The sequence below is a fragment of the Lientehia hominis genome (genome assembly GCF_021044755.1).
GTDB classification, from domain to species: domain Bacteria; phylum Bacillota; class Clostridia; order Lachnospirales; family Lachnospiraceae; genus Lientehia; species Lientehia hominis.
In genome coordinates this window covers 420,269-436,145 of the sequence record NZ_JAJNOR010000001.1, presented here as the reverse complement: position 1 = coordinate 436,145, position 15,877 = coordinate 420,269, and the positions used below count along the sequence as shown (strand labels likewise).

Genomic DNA, 15,877 nt, shown 5'->3' with positions numbered 1-15,877 from the left:
GCTTTTGCCATACCATCTATACCGTTTTCATCGGCGAATCGTCCCTGAGCGGAGGCGGGACTTCGTGCATCCGTCTATCCAAATGCTTTTGGAATATGAGGAAGAAAGAGATTGTGGCGGCTGCAGAACCCAGGATATCACAGAGCGGCTCCGCATAAAAGGCATTTCTGGCTCCGAGAAACGCGGGCAGCGCCAGCACTAAGATCACATAGGAGCCCTTTCGGAACATGGAAAGGGTCAGCGCCGCCCTCGTGCATCCCAGAGCTGTCAGACCGTCCACAAAAGCATATTGGAAGCTGAGAGGGATAATGGATAAGGTGCATACATGGATTCCCCAGACTGCCATGCGGATCTGAGAAGGATCATTGGTGAATATCCGGGCGAAATAAGCAGGCAGCAGCCGGGAGATAAGGAACATGACAGAGGTGAAGATCAGGCAGAGCATCAAAATATACTTTTCTGCCAGCTTGATTCGGTCCGCCTGTTTTGCCCCGTAATTATAGCTTAAGATGGCCTGAGTGCCGCTGGATATGCCAAGCATGGTGGAAGTGATGATCAGCATGTAGCTTTGGATGATCGTGCCGGCTGTGATCAGCAGGTCGCCCTCTGCCAGTCCGCCGTAACGCTGCAGGGAGCTGTTCAGTACGATCATGATGATGCTGTCGGTGGCCATGATAAGAAAAGGGGAGATTCCCAAGTGGATGATCCGCCGCATGAGTGAGGAAGAATAGTTTCCAAAAGTGATGCGGACGGGCACTTTCCGTCCAAACAAGAAGAAGAGAGCGAACAGACAGGAAAACATCTGGGACAGCACCGTTGCCACGGCGGCGCCGGCCACGCCCATCCGAAAAACAAAGATAAAGACAGGATCCAGGATGATATTTGAGACTGCACCGATCAGTACGGTCACCATGCTGATGGAAGCAAAGCCCTGACAGGTGATGAAATAATTGAGTCCGACGGCCATCAAGGCAAAAAATGTCCCTAGAGTATAGATGGTCATATAGGTATTGGCATAAGGGAAGGTGACGGCGCTGGCGCCGAACCACATGAGCAGCTTGTTTTTAAGGATAAGAAACAGAAGCGTGAGAACGGCAGACACAGCAGCCAGCATTAGAAAGCTGTTGGACAGGATCGTCTCCGCTTCTTTTTTTCGTTCCTCGCCCAGACGCATGGAAAAAAGAATGGAACCGCCCAGGCCGATGAGGGAACCGAAGGAAGTCAGAAGAGTCACGATGGGGCCGCAGACGCCCGCACCTGCGAGAGCGAGTCCTCCCACCTGCGGAATATTGCCGATGAACATCCGGTCTACGATATTGTAGAGGACGTTGACAAAATTGGCGATCATGGTCGGTATGGCCAGATGCAGAACAAGAGAGAATACGGAATCTTTTCCTAAATTCACCTGAGTTTTCATATTTAGAAATCCCCCTGAAAATTAATCATGCGGTCAGGCGCGCACGAGGGTACTATAGCAGAAAAAAACGGGGGAGGCAAGTGATTTTTCGGGAATTTTGAGGGCCCATTTAAGGTATACCTTTGAATACCTTTCAAACAAACTTAATTTTATTAACCCGAGGAAACAGAAGGATGTCCGAGTCCATCCAGGCGGGTCGCTGGCAGCCGTAACCAGCATCTTAGCGGCCTCCGGTCGGTCTTTTCCAACTGACATGGATAAATCGATATTTTTCCATGTCAGATTCCAACAAAAATTCGCATGATATGCGATTTTTGCCTCCCTGCGGCCGGGAGATCCTGCTAACGCCTCTGCAGCGCTCCCCTTACGATGGAATCGGAACATTCCTTCTGCTCCTCTTTCCGCACCGAAATAAGCATTCGTTTGTTCTGAAAGCCATTGAGGCGGCTCACCGCAGCGCGCTGCCGTAAGGCATGCGGGCCGTGCGGTGAGCCAATCCTTTTCTGGAATCTAAAAAATGAAATTTGTCCAGTACAGTGCGGCAGGCAGAGCACCGGCAGAAAGATTCCGGGCCGGCCTAAAGGTGAGCGCTGCAGGGCAGCGGCCAGTGTTCTCCAGGAGGAGGGAGGCAGAAACGGAAAATCCGATTCCGTTTCTGAGGGAACGGGAGACGGGAAATCATAAAGATTTCCTGTCGACTGTGAGCGGTACTGCCGGAGCGGGGACAAAGCGGCCCCTGCATCGCCAGCGAACCGAAATCGTGACGGCCCGGAACTTCTGCCGGTTCTTGACTAGGACTAATAGAATAATTCCAAAAAGTATTTAGTACTATGGTCTTCAGTACAGAATCCCCCCTAAGACCCCAGTGGCCACCATGAGGAGGATAGGATTGATCTTCCATTTTCTCAGGACAAGCAGGCAGACAACGAAGACGACGACTGCAATCCAGTCTATGGAGGCACCTGCCTGTATCGTGCTGCTGCCAGTAAAGGTCAGCAGGAGGATGGTAACCGCGGCGGAGACGATCAGGCCGAGAGAAGCAGATTTAAGACCGTTTAGGACTTCCAGGGCATAGGTTGAGGTGCGGTGTTTTTGAAAAAAACGGTAGAGCAGGATAGAGAGACAGATTCCGGAGATGATACATCCCAGAGTAGCCGCTATGGCGCCCGGAAGCCCCGCGATCTGTATGCCAACAAAGGTGGAGGTATTGACAGCCAGGGGACCCGGCGTCATCTGGGAAATGGTGATGATGTCAGTGAAGGTCTGCTGGGTCACCCAGCCCTGCTGATTCACTACCTGTTCCTGTATCAGTGGGATGATCGCGTAACCGCCTCCGATGCTGAAAAGCCCGATCTGTGAAAAAACCGCCAGTAGTTTAAGTAAAAGATTCATTGGATTTTTCCTTTCTCTGTCTTTGCCAGATTCGCAGGATACAAAGCAGGCAGCAGGCGACCAAAATCAAAGCCACATTGATACTCAGGAAAAAGACCGCGCAGAATGCAGCGGGAACCATGGCGGTCAGGAGAACAGAACGCTCTTTGAGTACCATGGCGCACATATCGGCCACCAGGTCTACGATCAATGCGGCGACTCCTGCCTGCATTCCTTTCAGGACGGCCGCAATCAGAAGATTGGATGCGAAGGCGGCATACCAGAGAGAAACGAGTGACAATATGGCAAAAGGCGGAATGACCGCGGCGGTGCAGCTTATGACCGCGCCGACTAATCCGGCTGTATGATATCCGGCCAGAGCGGACAGATTGATCGCAATGGCCCCTGGGGTCGACTGGGCGACAGCGGCCATGGATACAAGCTCTTCTTCGGTGAACAGTCGTTTTTGAAATACAAAATATTTTCGGATCATGGGAACTACGACGTATCCTCCGCCGAAGGTGAAGGTACTGATGAACAGATTGACGCGGAAAAGCCAGAACCAAAGCCGGCAGGATTCTTGAAAGCCGGGCTTTGGAGATTCTTTTGAGGGAACTGTGTTCTGGGATACAGACATGTCTGTGTCCTCCTTTCCAATTCTTAGTAATTTGCCAGGCTTTATTTAAGCCTCCTGAATCATTATAGGCCTTGATATGGCATTCGTAAAATGATATAATTTTAAGATATCCATTAATATAATTCATGGGTTTTGAAGACGGAGGAAAGACTATGGCAATGACACTGCGGCATTTTCGAATATTGCAGACGGTGGCAGAAACGGGCAGTTTCACAAAAGCGGCGGCCAGGCTTTATATCACCCAGTCTGCCGTATCCCATGCCATTCGGGAAATGGAAGAGGAGACCGGTACAGAGCTGTTTGACCGGCTTCCCAGAAATGTGCGTCTAACGCCGTGCGGACAGCTTTTGCTGGAGGAGGTCACACCGATCCTGGCATCATGCGATACATTGGAAGCGCATATGGGACGCCTGGAATATCAAGCTCCTCTGCGTATCGTATCCAGCATCACCATTGCTTCCTTCTGGCTTCCGGAGGCCCTGTGGAGATTCCACTCGGAATGGCCGGATACGGAAGTGTATGTGGATGTGGCGCCGGCCGCCGCTGTCATGGATCTTTTGCAGAAGGGCAAAGCGGATCTGGCGCTGACGGAAGGGACACTGCCGCAGGGGGCATATGTCTGCGATATCTTTGCTTCCTATTCCATGAAGATACTTTGCGCTCCTGGCTACCGGAAGAGACCGGGGCCGGCGGATGTGAAGGAACTGAGTCAGGAAAAGCTGCTGCTTCGGGAAAAAGGGAGCGCGGTCCGGGATACTTTTGACAGCGCCTTGTATTTAAAAGGATATGCTGCTCATCCGAGATGGACGAGTGTAAATTCCCAGGCGCTCATTGAGGCGGCGAAGGCAGGTCTGGGAATTACCGTGCTTCCTGAGCCTCTCGTGGAAAAAGAGATACAAAAAGGAGAGCTCGTCGAGCTGGAGGTAGCTGATTTTAAGCTGGTTAATGAGCTGATCGCGGTCCGCCACCGGAGCAAATATGTGACCATGCCGATGCGTGGACTGCTTAAATGTGTCCGCTCATGTAAAGGCAGAATCGTAAAAGGACAAGGAATCCCCCAAATCTGACATGCCTTGTCTTGTCCTGTCAAAAAAAATAAAAAAGTGTAAAAGCACTACGAAAGATGTCCCTGCATAAAGTAATAGAAAGAACTTGCCGGGGTAGCCTTTTCATGAAAACCTTCTTAAAGCCCTTGACCATTTCAGAGGAGCGTACATTTTTGGAGCAGCTGAAGCAAGGGGAGCGGGAAGCGAAAGATGTGCTGGTAGAGCGCAATATGCGCCTGGTGGCACATATTGTAAAGAAATACAGCCAGACGGATTATGAGATGGAGGATTTGATCTCCATCGGCACCATCGGTTTGATCAAAGCCGTGGATACCTTTAATCCCGACCGGGCAAACAGACTGGGGACGTATGCGGCGAAGTGCATCGATAATGAGATCCTCATGTTCCTCCGGGCTGAGCGGAAAAAAGGCCGGGAGGTTTCGCTTTATGAGCCCATTGGTACGGACAAAGAGGGCAATGTCATCAGCCTGGTGGACATCATTGAAGCAGAGAGTAAGGACGTGGCGGAAAAAATATCCACGGATCAGGACATCAAGAGGATGCACGAAGCCTATGGGGAGATACTGAGTGATCGGGAGAAACAGGTGATTGCCATGCGGTACGGTCTGTTTGGGGGAAAAGAACATACACAGCGGGAGGTGGCCTCTGTCCTCGGAATCAGCCGCTCCTATGTGAGCAGGATAGAGAAGGGAGCGCTTCTTAAACTGCGTGATGTGATGGACAGGAAAAGCTTGTGAAGCGGAAGACATTATGATATGATATGCAGAATACGGATGCCTGCGGAATGCCAGGTGCGAGGAGGATGATATATGGAATGGCTTGGGACCCTGGAGCACGGGATTTTACTTTTTATACAGGAAAACCTGCGGGCCGGCTGGCTTAACGGCTTTATGAAAGCAGTCACATCCTTAGGAGATGTGGGTTGGTTTTTTATTGTCCTGGGCATTGCCCTCCTTCTGTATCCGAAGACCAGGAAATATGGACTGTTTGTGCTGGCGGCGCTGGCGCTGGATTTTGTATTACTCAATCTGGGGCTTAAGAATCTGGTACATCGTGCCAGACCCTTCAACCAGTATTCGGATCTGATCCCGCTGGTAGCGGCGCCGCGGGATTTTTCTTTCCCGTCGGGACATTCTGGATGCTCTTTCGCGGCGGCCTGCGTGCTTTGCCTGACTTTGCCGAAGGGAAAGAAGATCTGGGGCTACGCCCTGCTGGTACTGGCTTTTCTGATCGCATTTTCCAGGCTGTATGTCGGGGTCCATTTTCCGACTGATGTGCTGGCCGGGATGCTGATAGGTTTTCTCTGCGCGCTGACGGTGGCTCTGCTTTGCCGTAGGCAGCAGCGGAAGATGGAAGAGGACAATGGAAAACATCTTTGAGAAATAGTGAGCCGGCTGGTTTAGCCGGCTTTTGTTCTGGTTGACAGAGTAAATTGAGCGGCGTAAAATGGACATGCAGAAAAAAGCAAATAAGTATCGGGAGCAGGAGGATAATATGGGAAGGATTTATCATGGGATTGAAGAAATCACAGGGCATACGCCTCTGCTGGAGATGAGACGCCTTACAGCAGGAGAGGAGATAGAAGCGAGAATCCTGGGAAAGCTGGAATATCTGAATCCGGCGGGAAGCGCGAAGGACAGAGTGGCGGTTTCCATGATTGAAAAGGCCGAAGCCGACGGGCGGCTTGCGCCGGGAGCTGTGATCATTGAGCCTACCAGCGGAAATACGGGGATTGGCCTGGCAGCTTTTGCCGCGGCGAAGGGGTATGAGGCGATAATCGTGATGCCGGATACCATGAGCGTGGAACGGCAGAAGCTGATGACAGCCCATGGAGCGAAGCTTGTTTTGACGGAAGGGGCACTGGGAATGGCGGGAGCCATCGCAAAGGCTGAGGAGCTGGCGGAAGAGATTCCCGGCAGCATTGTGGCCGGTCAGTTTGTGAATCCGGCCAATCCAAAGGCACACTATGAGACCACAGGACCTGAGATATGGGAGGATACTGAGGGCATGGTGGATATTTTTGTGGCCGGTATCGGGACAGGCGGGACGATTACCGGTGCGGGCCGGTATTTGAAGGAAATGAATCCTGCAGTGAAGGTGGTCGGAGTGGAACCCGCGGATTCGCCGGTCTTAAGCGGCGGACAGGCAGGTCCCCACGGCCTGCAGGGTATCGGAGCCGGTTTTGCGCCGGAGGTTTTGGATACCTCCGTATATGACGAGGTGGTCTGCGTCACCACGGAAGAAGCCTATGAGGCGGCGAGAGCCATTGCGGCCAGAGAAGGCATCCTGGTGGGGATTTCTTCAGGAGCTGCGGTCTTTGCCGCCATGGAGCTGGCTAAAAAGCCGGAGAACAGAGGGTGCAGCATCGTCGTGCTTTTGCCGGACTCCGGAGAAAGGTATCTGTCTACAAGCCTTTTCGGTGAGTGATCCTGCGGTACGGGATGAAGGGCCGGAGAAATGACGGAATGATTGAAAAGAGAGAGGATTTAAAGATCATGTCTTATTGTACGGAATGCGGAACAGAGCTGAAAGAAAGGTTTCTGGAAAATGAAGGGATGATTCCTTATTGTGAGACCTGCCGGGCATATCGGTTCCCCACCTATAACGTTGCGATCAGCACCATTGTATACAGTCCGGATTCGGAGAAAATCCTTCTGATAAAGCAATATGGAAGGGACAAAAATATCCTGGTTGCCGGTTACGTGAACAAGGGAGAGGCGGCGGAGCACGCTCTTGCCAGAGAAGTAAGAGAGGAAATGGGACTGCGTGTGACGGAATGCTGTTTCAATGAGAGTGAGTATTTTGCCAAGAGCAATACGCTGATGCTCAACTTTGCGAGTATCGTGGATTCTGACGATCTGAGCCGTATGACAAAAGAAGTGGATCATGCGGCCTGGTATACGCCGGAGGAGGCGAAGGACGCAATCAGCCATGGAAGCCTTGCGGAGAAATTCCTTCTTAGCTGGCTGGCAAAAAGAAAACAGTATGACAAGGCGTATGACAGCTGCTTATTCTAAAATAGCAGCAGACTGAGGGCCTTTCTAGAGTGTGAAGGGTACTATAATGGTACCCTTCGTTATTTTTGCTTCTTCTTTCTTTAGTGGATAATTTGAGATTCGTAAGATAGATTAATCTGGATACCACTACTTCCCCATCCATCATTCACTACAGCATAAGAATAAGAACCTGTGTCATTATATCCATATCCGGTTACCCAATGATTTCCGTATTTTCCATGATTCTGAATCAATAGAATGTAAGGTTTATTGAAAGATGATACACAACTAAATACAAGCGCAAAGGATGATGATTCTACGGTAGGAAAGTGATTAACGCCTTGTGTTTTTAAATATTTGTAAATTCCTCCTGCCACATCGACAGGATTACTACCACCATACCAATTGTTGTCTATGTACTGAATCATATGTTGGCATAATGCTACTCCGTTTGAAGTGCTTAAGCTATTAGGGACATAGCTTCCATTTACACAATTATCATACCCTTTTAACCACATAGCAGCAGCCGTTGAGCCACATGTATCACCTGCATTATAATAGTACCCATTTCAATATTATATAGGTCTTGTATGGAGCCGATAACTTTTTTGGCAGTTAAAGAAACTATAGATTGGTCTTGCATTGTATAACAACTGGGTGGTCCTGCATATTTATTGAATCATATATTAGGTATCCTGTGTTTTCAAAGGGGATATAAAAGTAGCGGGATTTATCACTGGCAGATTTTAGATAAACTAATTCATTTTCCTTTTAGGAAACATCATAGATTGAAATTATTTCTTTGATTGCGGTTATATTATCGATAGATATATCAGAAGAAGCCAAAACAAAAACATTATTAGAACAAATTACAAATATTATAATTCAACAACATAAAACTGTTTACCATTTCTTTTCATATTCTTCCCCCATTTCAATTAGTTTTTTTTGCATTTCATCTACTAGCGTATCATCTACATAAAACGTTTTATCAATTATGCCATCATAATTTATTACTCCTTTCTTGAATGTGATACTTCTTTTTTCTATTCCGTCAGCATTGAAAAAACGCAAACGAAACGTCCAGCCGCCTGCTCTCCGCCCTAAGAAATCATAAAAAGCTGTTTTGTCCAAGGCTGTGATTTCATCACATAATTCTGAAATGATAATAGAATCACGTACGTAATATTCTTTAATGCCAGATTCAGAATAAACAGTTACTGAAATTTTTTCTGTGTTTTCACCAGATATTGTGGGAACATGTTTCATATAAATAATAACAGTAGATATAAATAATAAAACTAAAACTACAAATAATGTTTTTTTCATAGTTCCACCTACCTGAAAAGATAGACTAAATCTATAGTCAAATTATAACACACTCATAATTGAATGTCAATACCGTTTGAAAGCGTAAAATGACTGATATCTAAAATTGGAAAAAACAAAATTCGGAATAACAATTGGCTTTAATTAATAATTTTTGTGGTATACTTTGAATTTCTTTTAAACAAATTTATCTTTGCAAACCAGACGAGGCAGAAGGAGGCCCGCTGCCGTAAGGTGCGGGCCCTGGGGATATCCGATTCTTTTCTGGAATCAGGAATATAGCGCATGTCTGAAACGGTGCGGCAGACAGGAAACCGGCAGAACGATTCCGGGCCGGCCTAAAGGTGAGCGCCGCAGGGCAGCGGCCGGTGTTCCCCAAGCGGAGGAAGGCAAAAACGGAAAATCCGATTCCGTTTTTGAGGGAACGGGAGACGGGAAATCATAAAGATTTCCTGTCGACTGTGAACGGTACTGCCGGAGCGGGGATAAAGTGGCCCCTGCTTCGCCAGCGAACCGACATTGTGACGGCTCGGAACTTCTGTCGATTTCCTGACTAGGACTGATAGAATGATTCCAAAAAGTATTTAGTATCATACTTATTTGAGTGGTTCACATTTTTTTGTCTGAAAATTAAAAACCGGCTGCAGAAGAGATTCCGCAGCCGCTTGAGTTTTATTTATATTTTTCTTCACAGTATGCGCACCGGTATACCTGGTTTTCTTCATCGGCCAAGAGGAAGATATGAGGCAGCTCCTGCTCAATAGAGGTAATGCAGCGGGGATTTTTGCATTGGATGACATTGGTGAGCTTATTCGGAAGTTTTACAGTCCTTTTTTCCACGATCTTTTCATCTTTGATGATATTGACTGTGATGTTGTGATCAATATATCCAAGTACGTCCAGATCCACCACATCCAGGCCGCCTTCTATCTTCAGAATATCTTTGCGCCCCATCTTATTGCTTCTTGCGTTTTTGATGATGGCCACCTGGCAGTCCAGCTTGTCCAGCTTCAGATATCTATAAATGTCCATGCTTTTGCCGGCCTGAATATGGTCAAGGACAATGCCATTTTTTAATCCGCCTATATTTAACATATATTTTCATCCTTTCTATAAAATATAACAGCAGTCAAAATTTCCACAGGAAGCTTTATTCTTCCGCCGAGATGCCGAGCAGAGTGAGGATGAGCGCCATACGGATGTAGACACCATATTGTGCCTGCTGGAAATAGGCGGCTCTGGGGTCGTCGTCCACTTCCACGGAGATCTCATTGACGCGGGGAAGGGGATGCAGGATGCTCATATCCGGTTTGGCGTTTTCAAGCTTTGCTTTATCCAGGATATAACAGTCTTTCATGCGGATATATTCTTCCTCATTGAAGAAGCGTTCCTTCTGGACACGGGTCATATAAAGGATATCCAGGGAGGACATGGCGGTTTCCAGGTCCCTGACTTCTTCATAAGGGATATGGTTGGCGTCCAGCACATTTTCACGGATATAGCTGGGAACTCTCAGTTCTTCCGGTGAGATCAGCACAAACCGGATGCCGGTATAACGGACCAGTGCGTCGATCAGGGAATGGACAGTCCGGCCGAATTTCAGATCTCCGCACAGTCCTACGGTCATGTTGTCCAGACGCCCCTTCAGGGAACGGATGGTCAGAAGATCAGTCAAGGTCTGGGTGGGATGCTGGTGTCCGCCGTCGCCCGCGTTGATTACGGGAATACGGGATTTTGTGGCGGCCACCATGGGCGCGCCCTCTTTGGGATGGCGCATGGCGCAGATGTCCGCGTAGCAGGAGATTACGCGTATGGTATCGGAAACGCTTTCTCCTTTCGCAGCTGAACTGGAATCGGCAGAAGAAAAACCAAGAACACTGCCCCCTAGATTAAGCATCGCTGCTTCAAAACTTAAACGGGTGCGGGTACTTGGTTCATAAAATAAAGTGGCAAGTTTTTTACCTTTACAGGCTTCAGAATATTTGACCGGATGGGCTTCGATATCGCCAGCCAGATTCATCAGGTGATTCAGCTCGTCTACCGAGAAGTCCAGAGGACTCAGTAAATGTCTCATGTGTGAACATCCTCCTTTTTTTCTTTTGTACCAGTATATACGAAAACTTCAAAATACGCAATATATTCCATAGACAAATTGAGGTATTTTTTGTAAAGTATAAGTAGGACATAAACGGTGACTTTGAGAGGTAAATATGAAGATTACAGATAAAGAACAGACTCATGACAAAAAAAAGAAAAGTCTGTGGGAGCGGGCTCCGATGCTTTGTATGGTGCTGGCGGCCCTCGGGGTGGTGGCCCTGGTAATAGGGATTTTCATAGTGAAAAAGACCGTTGAGCACAATCAGATATTGTCTCATTCGGAAACCTTTTATGAAGGGATTTTTGTGGAGAATATTCCCCTGGACGGACTTACTATGGACCAGGCCAGAGAAAAGGTAGCTGCTGCGGTGGACGGGCGCTATACCTGGGCGGTCAAGGTGGACTGCGGAGGGGAATCCTACGATGTGGATAATATCCTCACGCACAATACAGATGAGATTCTGGCAGAGGCTTTCCGCCTGGGACATGAGGGTACCGATGAGGAACGCCTGTCGGATATCACGCTTTTGAAGCGGAAGGCTAAATATTATACGGTATCCGATTCTTACGAAGAGACAGAGCTGGAAAAGTCCGTTGCAAACGTGGCTGCCCGGTATGACGTGGCTGCTAAAAACGCGGCTCTGACCGGATACGATGAAGAAAACGGATTCCAGTATTCGGCGGAGGAGTCCGGACGGCAGGTGGACCAGGAGGATCTGAAGATCCAGCTTCGGGCAGCGTTAGACATCCAGGATTATGATGCCGTTCTGGCCGGAAAGGTGTCCGAGGTCGTTCCGGAGCTTAATCTGGAGCAGGCAAAGGAAGTCTATACCTGTATTGCGAAGTTCCGCACAGAAGCGAACGTGAACAGTGAAGACCGGGATCACAATGTAAAATTGGCTTCTGATACCATCAACAATACAGTTTTGGCGCCGGGAGAAGAATTTTCCATGAACGCCCTGGTGGGCGAAACGAATGAATCCCAGGGATACAGGCAGGCTGCGACCTATGCCCAGGGGCAGGTGGTGCCGGAGTTCGGCGGAGGCGTGTGCCAAGTGTCCTCTACCATATACAATGCGGTCGTGGAATCAGGGCTCAAGACTACCGAGAGGAACAGTCACAGCATGACGGTCTCCTATGTGAACCTGGGAGAGGACGCGATGATTGCTTATTCGTATTCGGATCTTAAATTCGTCAACAATTCTTCCGGCAATGTACTGGTGCTGGTGGACGCCGACGGTGCGGAGGTGACCTGCTATATCTACGGAATCCCCGTACTGGAGGAAGGGGTTTCCGTGATGATGGATTCCAAGATAGAAGAGACGCTTCCGATTCCGGAGCCGGAATATGTGGAGGATGATACTCTGGCGCCGGGAGAAGAAAAATATAAGAGCTGGGGAAAGGAAGGCTACCGTGTGGTCACCGATTTGGTGGTGATGAAGGACGGAGTGGAGATCAGCCGTGAATTTCTCCATAACAGTACCTATAATCCCCAGACGCCGATAATCCGCAGAAACAGCGGAGGCTGATATCGCATATTAAAAGTTTTGATCCCTGCCAGAAGGCAGGGATTCTTTCTTTTATTTTTGAATGTAAGCATTTATCTCTTTTTCATCCGGAAGGGTTGTAAAAAATAGTCAGTTCTCTATAATGGGGGTAAAGAAGAAAAATTGACCGATACGGTCAAACAGGAAGGACAAAGCAGAAGGGAGAGTGCGATGGCAAATGAAAGATTTGAAAACCTTCCGGAGAGGAACAAGTATAAGCACGCTTCCACCGATCTGATAGCGTCAAAGGCCGGGATACGGAGGAGAAAAGAGTACATCAAAGAGGATGTGAATCCATATGTTCAGGCGGATATCTTATAAAAAGGAGTATCTATGAAAAACAGGATTGAAGTAGAAAAGATCACGAAGGATTATGGAAGAGGGCGCGGAGTGTTTGATGTGAGCTTTTCTGTCGGTGAGGGAGAGGTATTTGGGTTCCTCGGGCCGAACGGGGCAGGGAAGACTACGACTATCCGGCAGCTGATGGGGTTTATCCGGGCCGACAAAGGCAGTGCCTGTATCGACGGAATGGACTGCTTTGAGAAGCGTGCGGATATCCAGAGGCATCTGGGCTATCTGCCGGGGGAGATTGCCTTTATGGAAGAAATGAGCGGAGATGAGTTTCTTAAATTTATGGCTCAGATGAAAGAAATCAAGGATTTGTCGAGGATGAATCAGCTCAAGGAATGTTTTGAATTGGACGGGAGAGGAAAGATCCGCCGGATGTCCAAGGGGACCAAACAGAAAATCGGAATCATCTGTGCTTTGATGCAAAGTCCGGAGATTCTCCTTTTGGATGAGCCGACCAGCGGACTGGATCCGCTGATGCAGAACAGGTTTATTGATATCCTGCTGGAGGAAAAAAAGAAGGGAACTACAATCTTCCTCTCATCCCATATTTTCGAGGAGGTTGAACGCACCTGCGACAGAACCGCATTTATCCGAAGCGGGGAACTGGTATCTGTCTCCCGGATGAAGGATATTCAAAAAAGCAGAAAACGGATATTCGAAATAACCTTCCAGAAGGAAGAAGAGAAGGCGGAATATTTGAAAAAACATAAAGACGCGGCGCCGAAGCGGGAAAATGTGGAAATTTCCATATCCAGAGGGATGGACGAATTCATAAAGGAGCTGGCCGGCTATGAGATTGCGGATGTCCGCATGCGCATGCAGACTCTGGAGGAGATGTTCCTCCACTTCTATGGAGGAGAAGACGATGAATAAGACCTTATGGAAAAGAGAATGGAGGGCGCATTACAAGGTCCTTCTGATATTTGGAGCCGTTTTGTCCTTATATTCGGTAATGATCATCTGCATGTTCGATCCCAAGCTGGGAGAAAGCCTGAAAGTGATGATGGAAAGCATGCCGCAGATATTTTCCGCGTTCGGGATGGCATCCCCCGGCATCACGCTGCTGGATTTTGTCATCAACTATCTGTACGGATTTCTGCTCGTGGTATTTCCGGTCGTGTTCATTATTATTCTGGTAAACCGGCTGATGATACGGTATACGGACCGGGGGATCTTCGCCTATCTTTTGGCTACGCCCAACAGCCGGACGAAGCTCACGTTCACACTGGCTGGTGTGCTTTGCCAGATGGTTTTGATCCTCGTCGTCTATGTGACGCTGCTGACAATCGCAGCAGCAGCCGTTTTGTTTCCGGGAGAGCTGGAGATTGGAAAATTTCTTTTGGTGAACGCAGGGCTCCTGGGGCTTCTTTTTTTCCTCTCCGGAGTATGCTTCCTCTTTTCCTGTGTTTTTTCGGAAAGCGGAAAGGCTATGGGCTTTGGGGCGGGAGCCTGTATCCTGTTTATTCTGGTCCAGATGCTGTCTCAGGTGGGGGAAAAATTTGATAAGCTCAAATACTTCACTCCTCTGACCTTGTTCCAGCCAGAAAAAATAGCGGCAGGAAACAGAGCGGCGGTCTGGATGCTCCTCATTCTCTATGGGACCGGATTTTTACTGTTCGGTGTGGGAATACGGATCTTCAGCAAAAAGGATCTGTCCATCTGACAATTTTTTAGGGCAGAAAACAGTTTAAGGTTTTTGTAGTTTGTAAATGCGGGGGTTATCGGTTATAATGGAAGACACGTTAAGGGTTGGAATAAGGGAAGGAAAGGAGGCACATCTGTGCCGTCATTTACAAAGAAAGCCATTGTCGACTCATTTTTAAAGCTTCTGAGAGAAAAGCAGCTGGATAAGATCACCATAAAAGACATCGTGGAGGATTGTGGAATCAACAGAAATACGTTTTATTATCATTTTGATGATATACCGGCTTTGGTGGAAGACATCCTGAAAGCGGAGACAGAGCGGGTGATTTCCGAACATCAAGATATGGAATCCTGGGAAGAAGGATTCATTGCGGCTGCAGATTTTGCCCTGGATAATAAGAAAAGCGTTTATCATATATATAATTCTGTAAACCGGGAGATTTTTGAGCAGTACCTGAACAATATTTCCAGGGATGTGATGAAACGGTTTGTCGAGCAGGTGTCGGAGGGAACCGGAGCCAGTGAGGAGGATAAGGCGCTGATCGTGGAATTTTATAAAGCGGCTTTGACCGGTATGGTTCTGGACTGGCTGGGGGCCGGAATGCAGTACGATCCGAGGCAGGTCATCCGGAGGCTTGGCAGGATGCTGGAGGGTGAGATTGAGGCGGCGCTCAGGAGGATTTCCAGGCCGGGAATTTAGGCATTGGATATAAAATGTCTGATTTTTAGTCAATGAAAGGGCAGTGCACAAAAATTGTGCACTGCCTTTTTTTTATCCATTTAAAAAAAGAAACAGGAGTCATAAAATAAAAAACGGAAAGAAAAGGAGGATATGGTATGAAGACGAGTAAGACAATCAAAGCCGCAAAATTCGGATATATTGTCACCTCATTGGTTTCATGCGCCGCAGGTATATTTTTAATAGTCTGTCCCGGAATATCGGCACAGGCGCTTTGCTATGCGGCGGGGGCGCTGCTCATCCTGTGCGGAGTCATAAAACTGATCGGGTATTTTTCCAAGGATCTTTACCGTCTGGCCTTTCAATTTGATTTGGCTCTTGGCCTGCTGTCCGTGGCAATGGGGCTGGTGATGCTTTTTCATCCAGCAGGAGTGATTTCCATCCTGCATATCGTCATCGGCATCCTGGCTCTGGCTGACAGTCTGTTTAAGATTCAGACGGCAGTAGACGCGAAACGATTTGGAATCGGGAAATGGTGGGTCATCGGCCTGACAGCGGTAGTCACGGGGCTTTTTGGACTTCTGCTGGTCATAGATCCCTTTACAGGGGCATCCCTTCTCATGATCATGGTCGGAACCACGCTGATGGCGGAAGGAATTCTGAACTTGTGTGTGGCACTTTGTGCCGTAAAAATCATTAAGGGAAAGAAACCGGATATCGTAATCAAAGAAGAATAAGAAGA

Annotated in this window: 20 protein-coding genes; 13 read left to right on the top strand and 7 right to left on the bottom strand. The window is 48.2% G+C overall.

The window, feature by feature from the left end; all coding sequences use genetic code 11:
- Positions 1–16: 16 nt before the first annotated feature.
- Positions 17–1,417: an MATE family efflux transporter gene (locus LQE92_RS01975; protein ID WP_231061331.1), complete on the bottom strand. Its 1,401-nt coding sequence runs from the start codon at positions 1,415–1,417 to the stop codon at positions 17–19.
- A gap of 517 nt (positions 1,418–1,934) precedes the next feature.
- On the opposite strand from LQE92_RS01975, the gene LQE92_RS01970 reads away from it, so the two are divergent.
- Complete coding sequence (locus tag LQE92_RS01970; RefSeq protein ID WP_231061330.1) at positions 1,935–2,243, top strand: hypothetical protein; 309 nt, start codon at positions 1,935–1,937, stop codon at positions 2,241–2,243.
- An 11-nt stretch (positions 2,244–2,254) separates the two neighbouring features.
- Here the strand turns inward: LQE92_RS01970 and LQE92_RS01965 are convergent, their stop codons facing one another.
- Complete coding sequence (locus tag LQE92_RS01965; protein ID WP_231061329.1) at positions 2,255–2,809, bottom strand: chromate transporter; 555 nt, start codon at positions 2,807–2,809, stop codon at positions 2,255–2,257.
- A complete protein-coding gene (locus LQE92_RS01960) occupies positions 2,793–3,425 on the bottom strand; it encodes a chromate transporter (protein WP_231061328.1) in 633 nt (210 codons plus the stop codon). The genes LQE92_RS01965 and LQE92_RS01960 overlap by 17 nt, the downstream gene beginning before the upstream one ends.
- A gap of 152 nt (positions 3,426–3,577) precedes the next feature.
- On the opposite strand from LQE92_RS01960, the gene LQE92_RS01955 reads away from it, so the two are divergent.
- From LQE92_RS01955 to LQE92_RS01935, 5 genes are all read left to right on the top strand, one after another.
- Entirely contained in the window at positions 3,578–4,492 is a 915-nt protein-coding gene (locus LQE92_RS01955) for a LysR family transcriptional regulator (RefSeq protein WP_331001210.1), read from the top strand.
- Between the two features lie 104 nt (positions 4,493–4,596).
- Positions 4,597–5,229 carry an RNA polymerase sporulation sigma factor SigK gene (sigK, locus tag LQE92_RS01950; protein ID WP_231061327.1) on the top strand — a complete coding sequence of 211 codons (633 nt, stop codon included), beginning with the start codon at positions 4,597–4,599 and terminating at the stop codon, positions 5,227–5,229.
- A gap of 72 nt (positions 5,230–5,301) precedes the next feature.
- Positions 5,302–5,871, top strand: coding sequence for a phosphatase PAP2 family protein (locus LQE92_RS01945; protein WP_231061326.1), 570 nt, complete (start codon positions 5,302–5,304; stop codon positions 5,869–5,871).
- Between the two features lie 115 nt (positions 5,872–5,986).
- Positions 5,987–6,919 carry a cysteine synthase A gene (gene cysK, locus LQE92_RS01940; RefSeq protein ID WP_231061325.1) on the top strand — a complete coding sequence of 311 codons (933 nt, stop codon included), beginning with the start codon at positions 5,987–5,989 and terminating at the stop codon, positions 6,917–6,919.
- 38 nt (positions 6,920–6,957) lie between these two features.
- Positions 6,958–7,509, top strand: coding sequence for an NAD(+) diphosphatase (locus tag LQE92_RS01935; protein ID WP_231061324.1), 552 nt, complete (start codon positions 6,958–6,960; stop codon positions 7,507–7,509).
- 80 nt (positions 7,510–7,589) lie between these two features.
- Here LQE92_RS01935 and LQE92_RS01930 read toward each other — a convergent pair whose 3' ends face one another.
- Positions 7,590–8,006 (bottom strand): hypothetical protein, encoded by a 417-nt coding sequence (locus tag LQE92_RS01930; RefSeq protein ID WP_231061323.1) that lies wholly within the window; start codon positions 8,004–8,006, stop codon positions 7,590–7,592.
- A 385-nt stretch (positions 8,007–8,391) separates the two neighbouring features.
- On the bottom strand, positions 8,392–8,817 hold the full coding sequence (locus LQE92_RS01925; protein WP_231061322.1) for a hypothetical protein: 426 nt from the start codon (positions 8,815–8,817) through the stop codon (positions 8,392–8,394).
- A 344-nt stretch (positions 8,818–9,161) separates the two neighbouring features.
- On the opposite strand from LQE92_RS01925, the gene LQE92_RS01920 reads away from it, so the two are divergent.
- Positions 9,162–9,374 carry a hypothetical protein gene (locus tag LQE92_RS01920; RefSeq protein ID WP_231061321.1) on the top strand — a complete coding sequence of 71 codons (213 nt, stop codon included), beginning with the start codon at positions 9,162–9,164 and terminating at the stop codon, positions 9,372–9,374.
- A 115-nt stretch (positions 9,375–9,489) separates the two neighbouring features.
- On the opposite strand, the gene LQE92_RS01915 is transcribed toward LQE92_RS01920, so the two are convergent.
- Together LQE92_RS01915 and pyrB are read right to left on the bottom strand one after the other, a co-directional pair.
- A complete protein-coding gene (locus tag LQE92_RS01915; RefSeq protein ID WP_231061320.1) occupies positions 9,490–9,912 on the bottom strand; it encodes an aspartate carbamoyltransferase regulatory subunit in 423 nt (140 codons plus the stop codon).
- A 55-nt stretch (positions 9,913–9,967) separates the two neighbouring features.
- Positions 9,968–10,891, bottom strand: a complete 924-nt coding sequence (gene pyrB, locus LQE92_RS01910) for an aspartate carbamoyltransferase (RefSeq protein ID WP_231061319.1) — start codon at positions 10,889–10,891, stop codon at positions 9,968–9,970.
- 136 nt (positions 10,892–11,027) lie between these two features.
- On the opposite strand from pyrB, the gene LQE92_RS01905 reads away from it, so the two are divergent.
- From LQE92_RS01905 to LQE92_RS01880, 6 genes are all read left to right on the top strand, one after another.
- On the top strand, positions 11,028–12,443 hold the full coding sequence (locus LQE92_RS01905; RefSeq protein WP_231061318.1) for a VanW family protein: 1,416 nt from the start codon (positions 11,028–11,030) through the stop codon (positions 12,441–12,443).
- Between the two features lie 189 nt (positions 12,444–12,632).
- Positions 12,633–12,782 (top strand): hypothetical protein, encoded by a 150-nt coding sequence (locus LQE92_RS01900; protein ID WP_231061317.1) that lies wholly within the window; start codon positions 12,633–12,635, stop codon positions 12,780–12,782.
- A gap of 12 nt (positions 12,783–12,794) precedes the next feature.
- Positions 12,795–13,685 (top strand): ABC transporter ATP-binding protein, encoded by an 891-nt coding sequence (locus LQE92_RS01895; RefSeq protein WP_231061316.1) that lies wholly within the window; start codon positions 12,795–12,797, stop codon positions 13,683–13,685.
- A complete protein-coding gene (locus tag LQE92_RS01890; RefSeq protein ID WP_231061315.1) occupies positions 13,678–14,475 on the top strand; it encodes an ABC transporter permease in 798 nt (265 codons plus the stop codon). The genes LQE92_RS01895 and LQE92_RS01890 overlap by 8 nt, the downstream gene beginning before the upstream one ends.
- 117 nt (positions 14,476–14,592) lie before the next feature.
- Positions 14,593–15,156, top strand: coding sequence for a TetR/AcrR family transcriptional regulator (locus LQE92_RS01885; RefSeq protein WP_231061314.1), 564 nt, complete (start codon positions 14,593–14,595; stop codon positions 15,154–15,156).
- 137 nt (positions 15,157–15,293) lie between these two features.
- On the top strand, positions 15,294–15,872 hold the full coding sequence (locus LQE92_RS01880; protein WP_231061313.1) for an HdeD family acid-resistance protein: 579 nt from the start codon (positions 15,294–15,296) through the stop codon (positions 15,870–15,872).
- Positions 15,873–15,877: the final 5 nt, after the last annotated feature.

Coding starts and splice junctions, on each gene's coding strand:
- LQE92_RS01925 (WP_231061322.1), bottom strand. CDS start 8,817: ATGAAAAAAACATTATTTGTAGTTTTAGTTTTATTATTTATATCTACT.
- LQE92_RS01890 (WP_231061315.1), top strand. CDS start 13,678: ATGAATAAGACCTTATGGAAAAGAGAATGGAGGGCGCATTACAAGGTC.
- LQE92_RS01975 (WP_231061331.1), bottom strand. CDS start 1,417: ATGAAAACTCAGGTGAATTTAGGAAAAGATTCCGTATTCTCTCTTGTT.
- LQE92_RS01955 (WP_331001210.1), top strand. CDS start 3,578: ATGGCAATGACACTGCGGCATTTTCGAATATTGCAGACGGTGGCAGAA.
- LQE92_RS01935 (WP_231061324.1), top strand. CDS start 6,958: ATGATTGAAAAGAGAGAGGATTTAAAGATCATGTCTTATTGTACGGAA.
- LQE92_RS01965 (WP_231061329.1), bottom strand. CDS start 2,809: ATGAATCTTTTACTTAAACTACTGGCGGTTTTTTCACAGATCGGGCTT.
- LQE92_RS01930 (WP_231061323.1), bottom strand. CDS start 8,006: ATGTGGTTAAAAGGGTATGATAATTGTGTAAATGGAAGCTATGTCCCT.
- LQE92_RS01960 (WP_231061328.1), bottom strand. CDS start 3,425: ATGTCTGTATCCCAGAACACAGTTCCCTCAAAAGAATCTCCAAAGCCC.
- sigK (WP_231061327.1), top strand. CDS start 4,597: ATGAAAACCTTCTTAAAGCCCTTGACCATTTCAGAGGAGCGTACATTT.
- LQE92_RS01900 (WP_231061317.1), top strand. CDS start 12,633: ATGGCAAATGAAAGATTTGAAAACCTTCCGGAGAGGAACAAGTATAAG.
- LQE92_RS01895 (WP_231061316.1), top strand. CDS start 12,795: ATGAAAAACAGGATTGAAGTAGAAAAGATCACGAAGGATTATGGAAGA.
- LQE92_RS01970 (WP_231061330.1), top strand. CDS start 1,935: ATGAAATTTGTCCAGTACAGTGCGGCAGGCAGAGCACCGGCAGAAAGA.
- cysK (WP_231061325.1), top strand. CDS start 5,987: ATGGGAAGGATTTATCATGGGATTGAAGAAATCACAGGGCATACGCCT.
- LQE92_RS01880 (WP_231061313.1), top strand. CDS start 15,294: ATGAAGACGAGTAAGACAATCAAAGCCGCAAAATTCGGATATATTGTC.
- LQE92_RS01945 (WP_231061326.1), top strand. CDS start 5,302: ATGGAATGGCTTGGGACCCTGGAGCACGGGATTTTACTTTTTATACAG.
- LQE92_RS01905 (WP_231061318.1), top strand. CDS start 11,028: ATGAAGATTACAGATAAAGAACAGACTCATGACAAAAAAAAGAAAAGT.
- LQE92_RS01915 (WP_231061320.1), bottom strand. CDS start 9,912: ATGTTAAATATAGGCGGATTAAAAAATGGCATTGTCCTTGACCATATT.
- pyrB (WP_231061319.1), bottom strand. CDS start 10,891: ATGAGACATTTACTGAGTCCTCTGGACTTCTCGGTAGACGAGCTGAAT.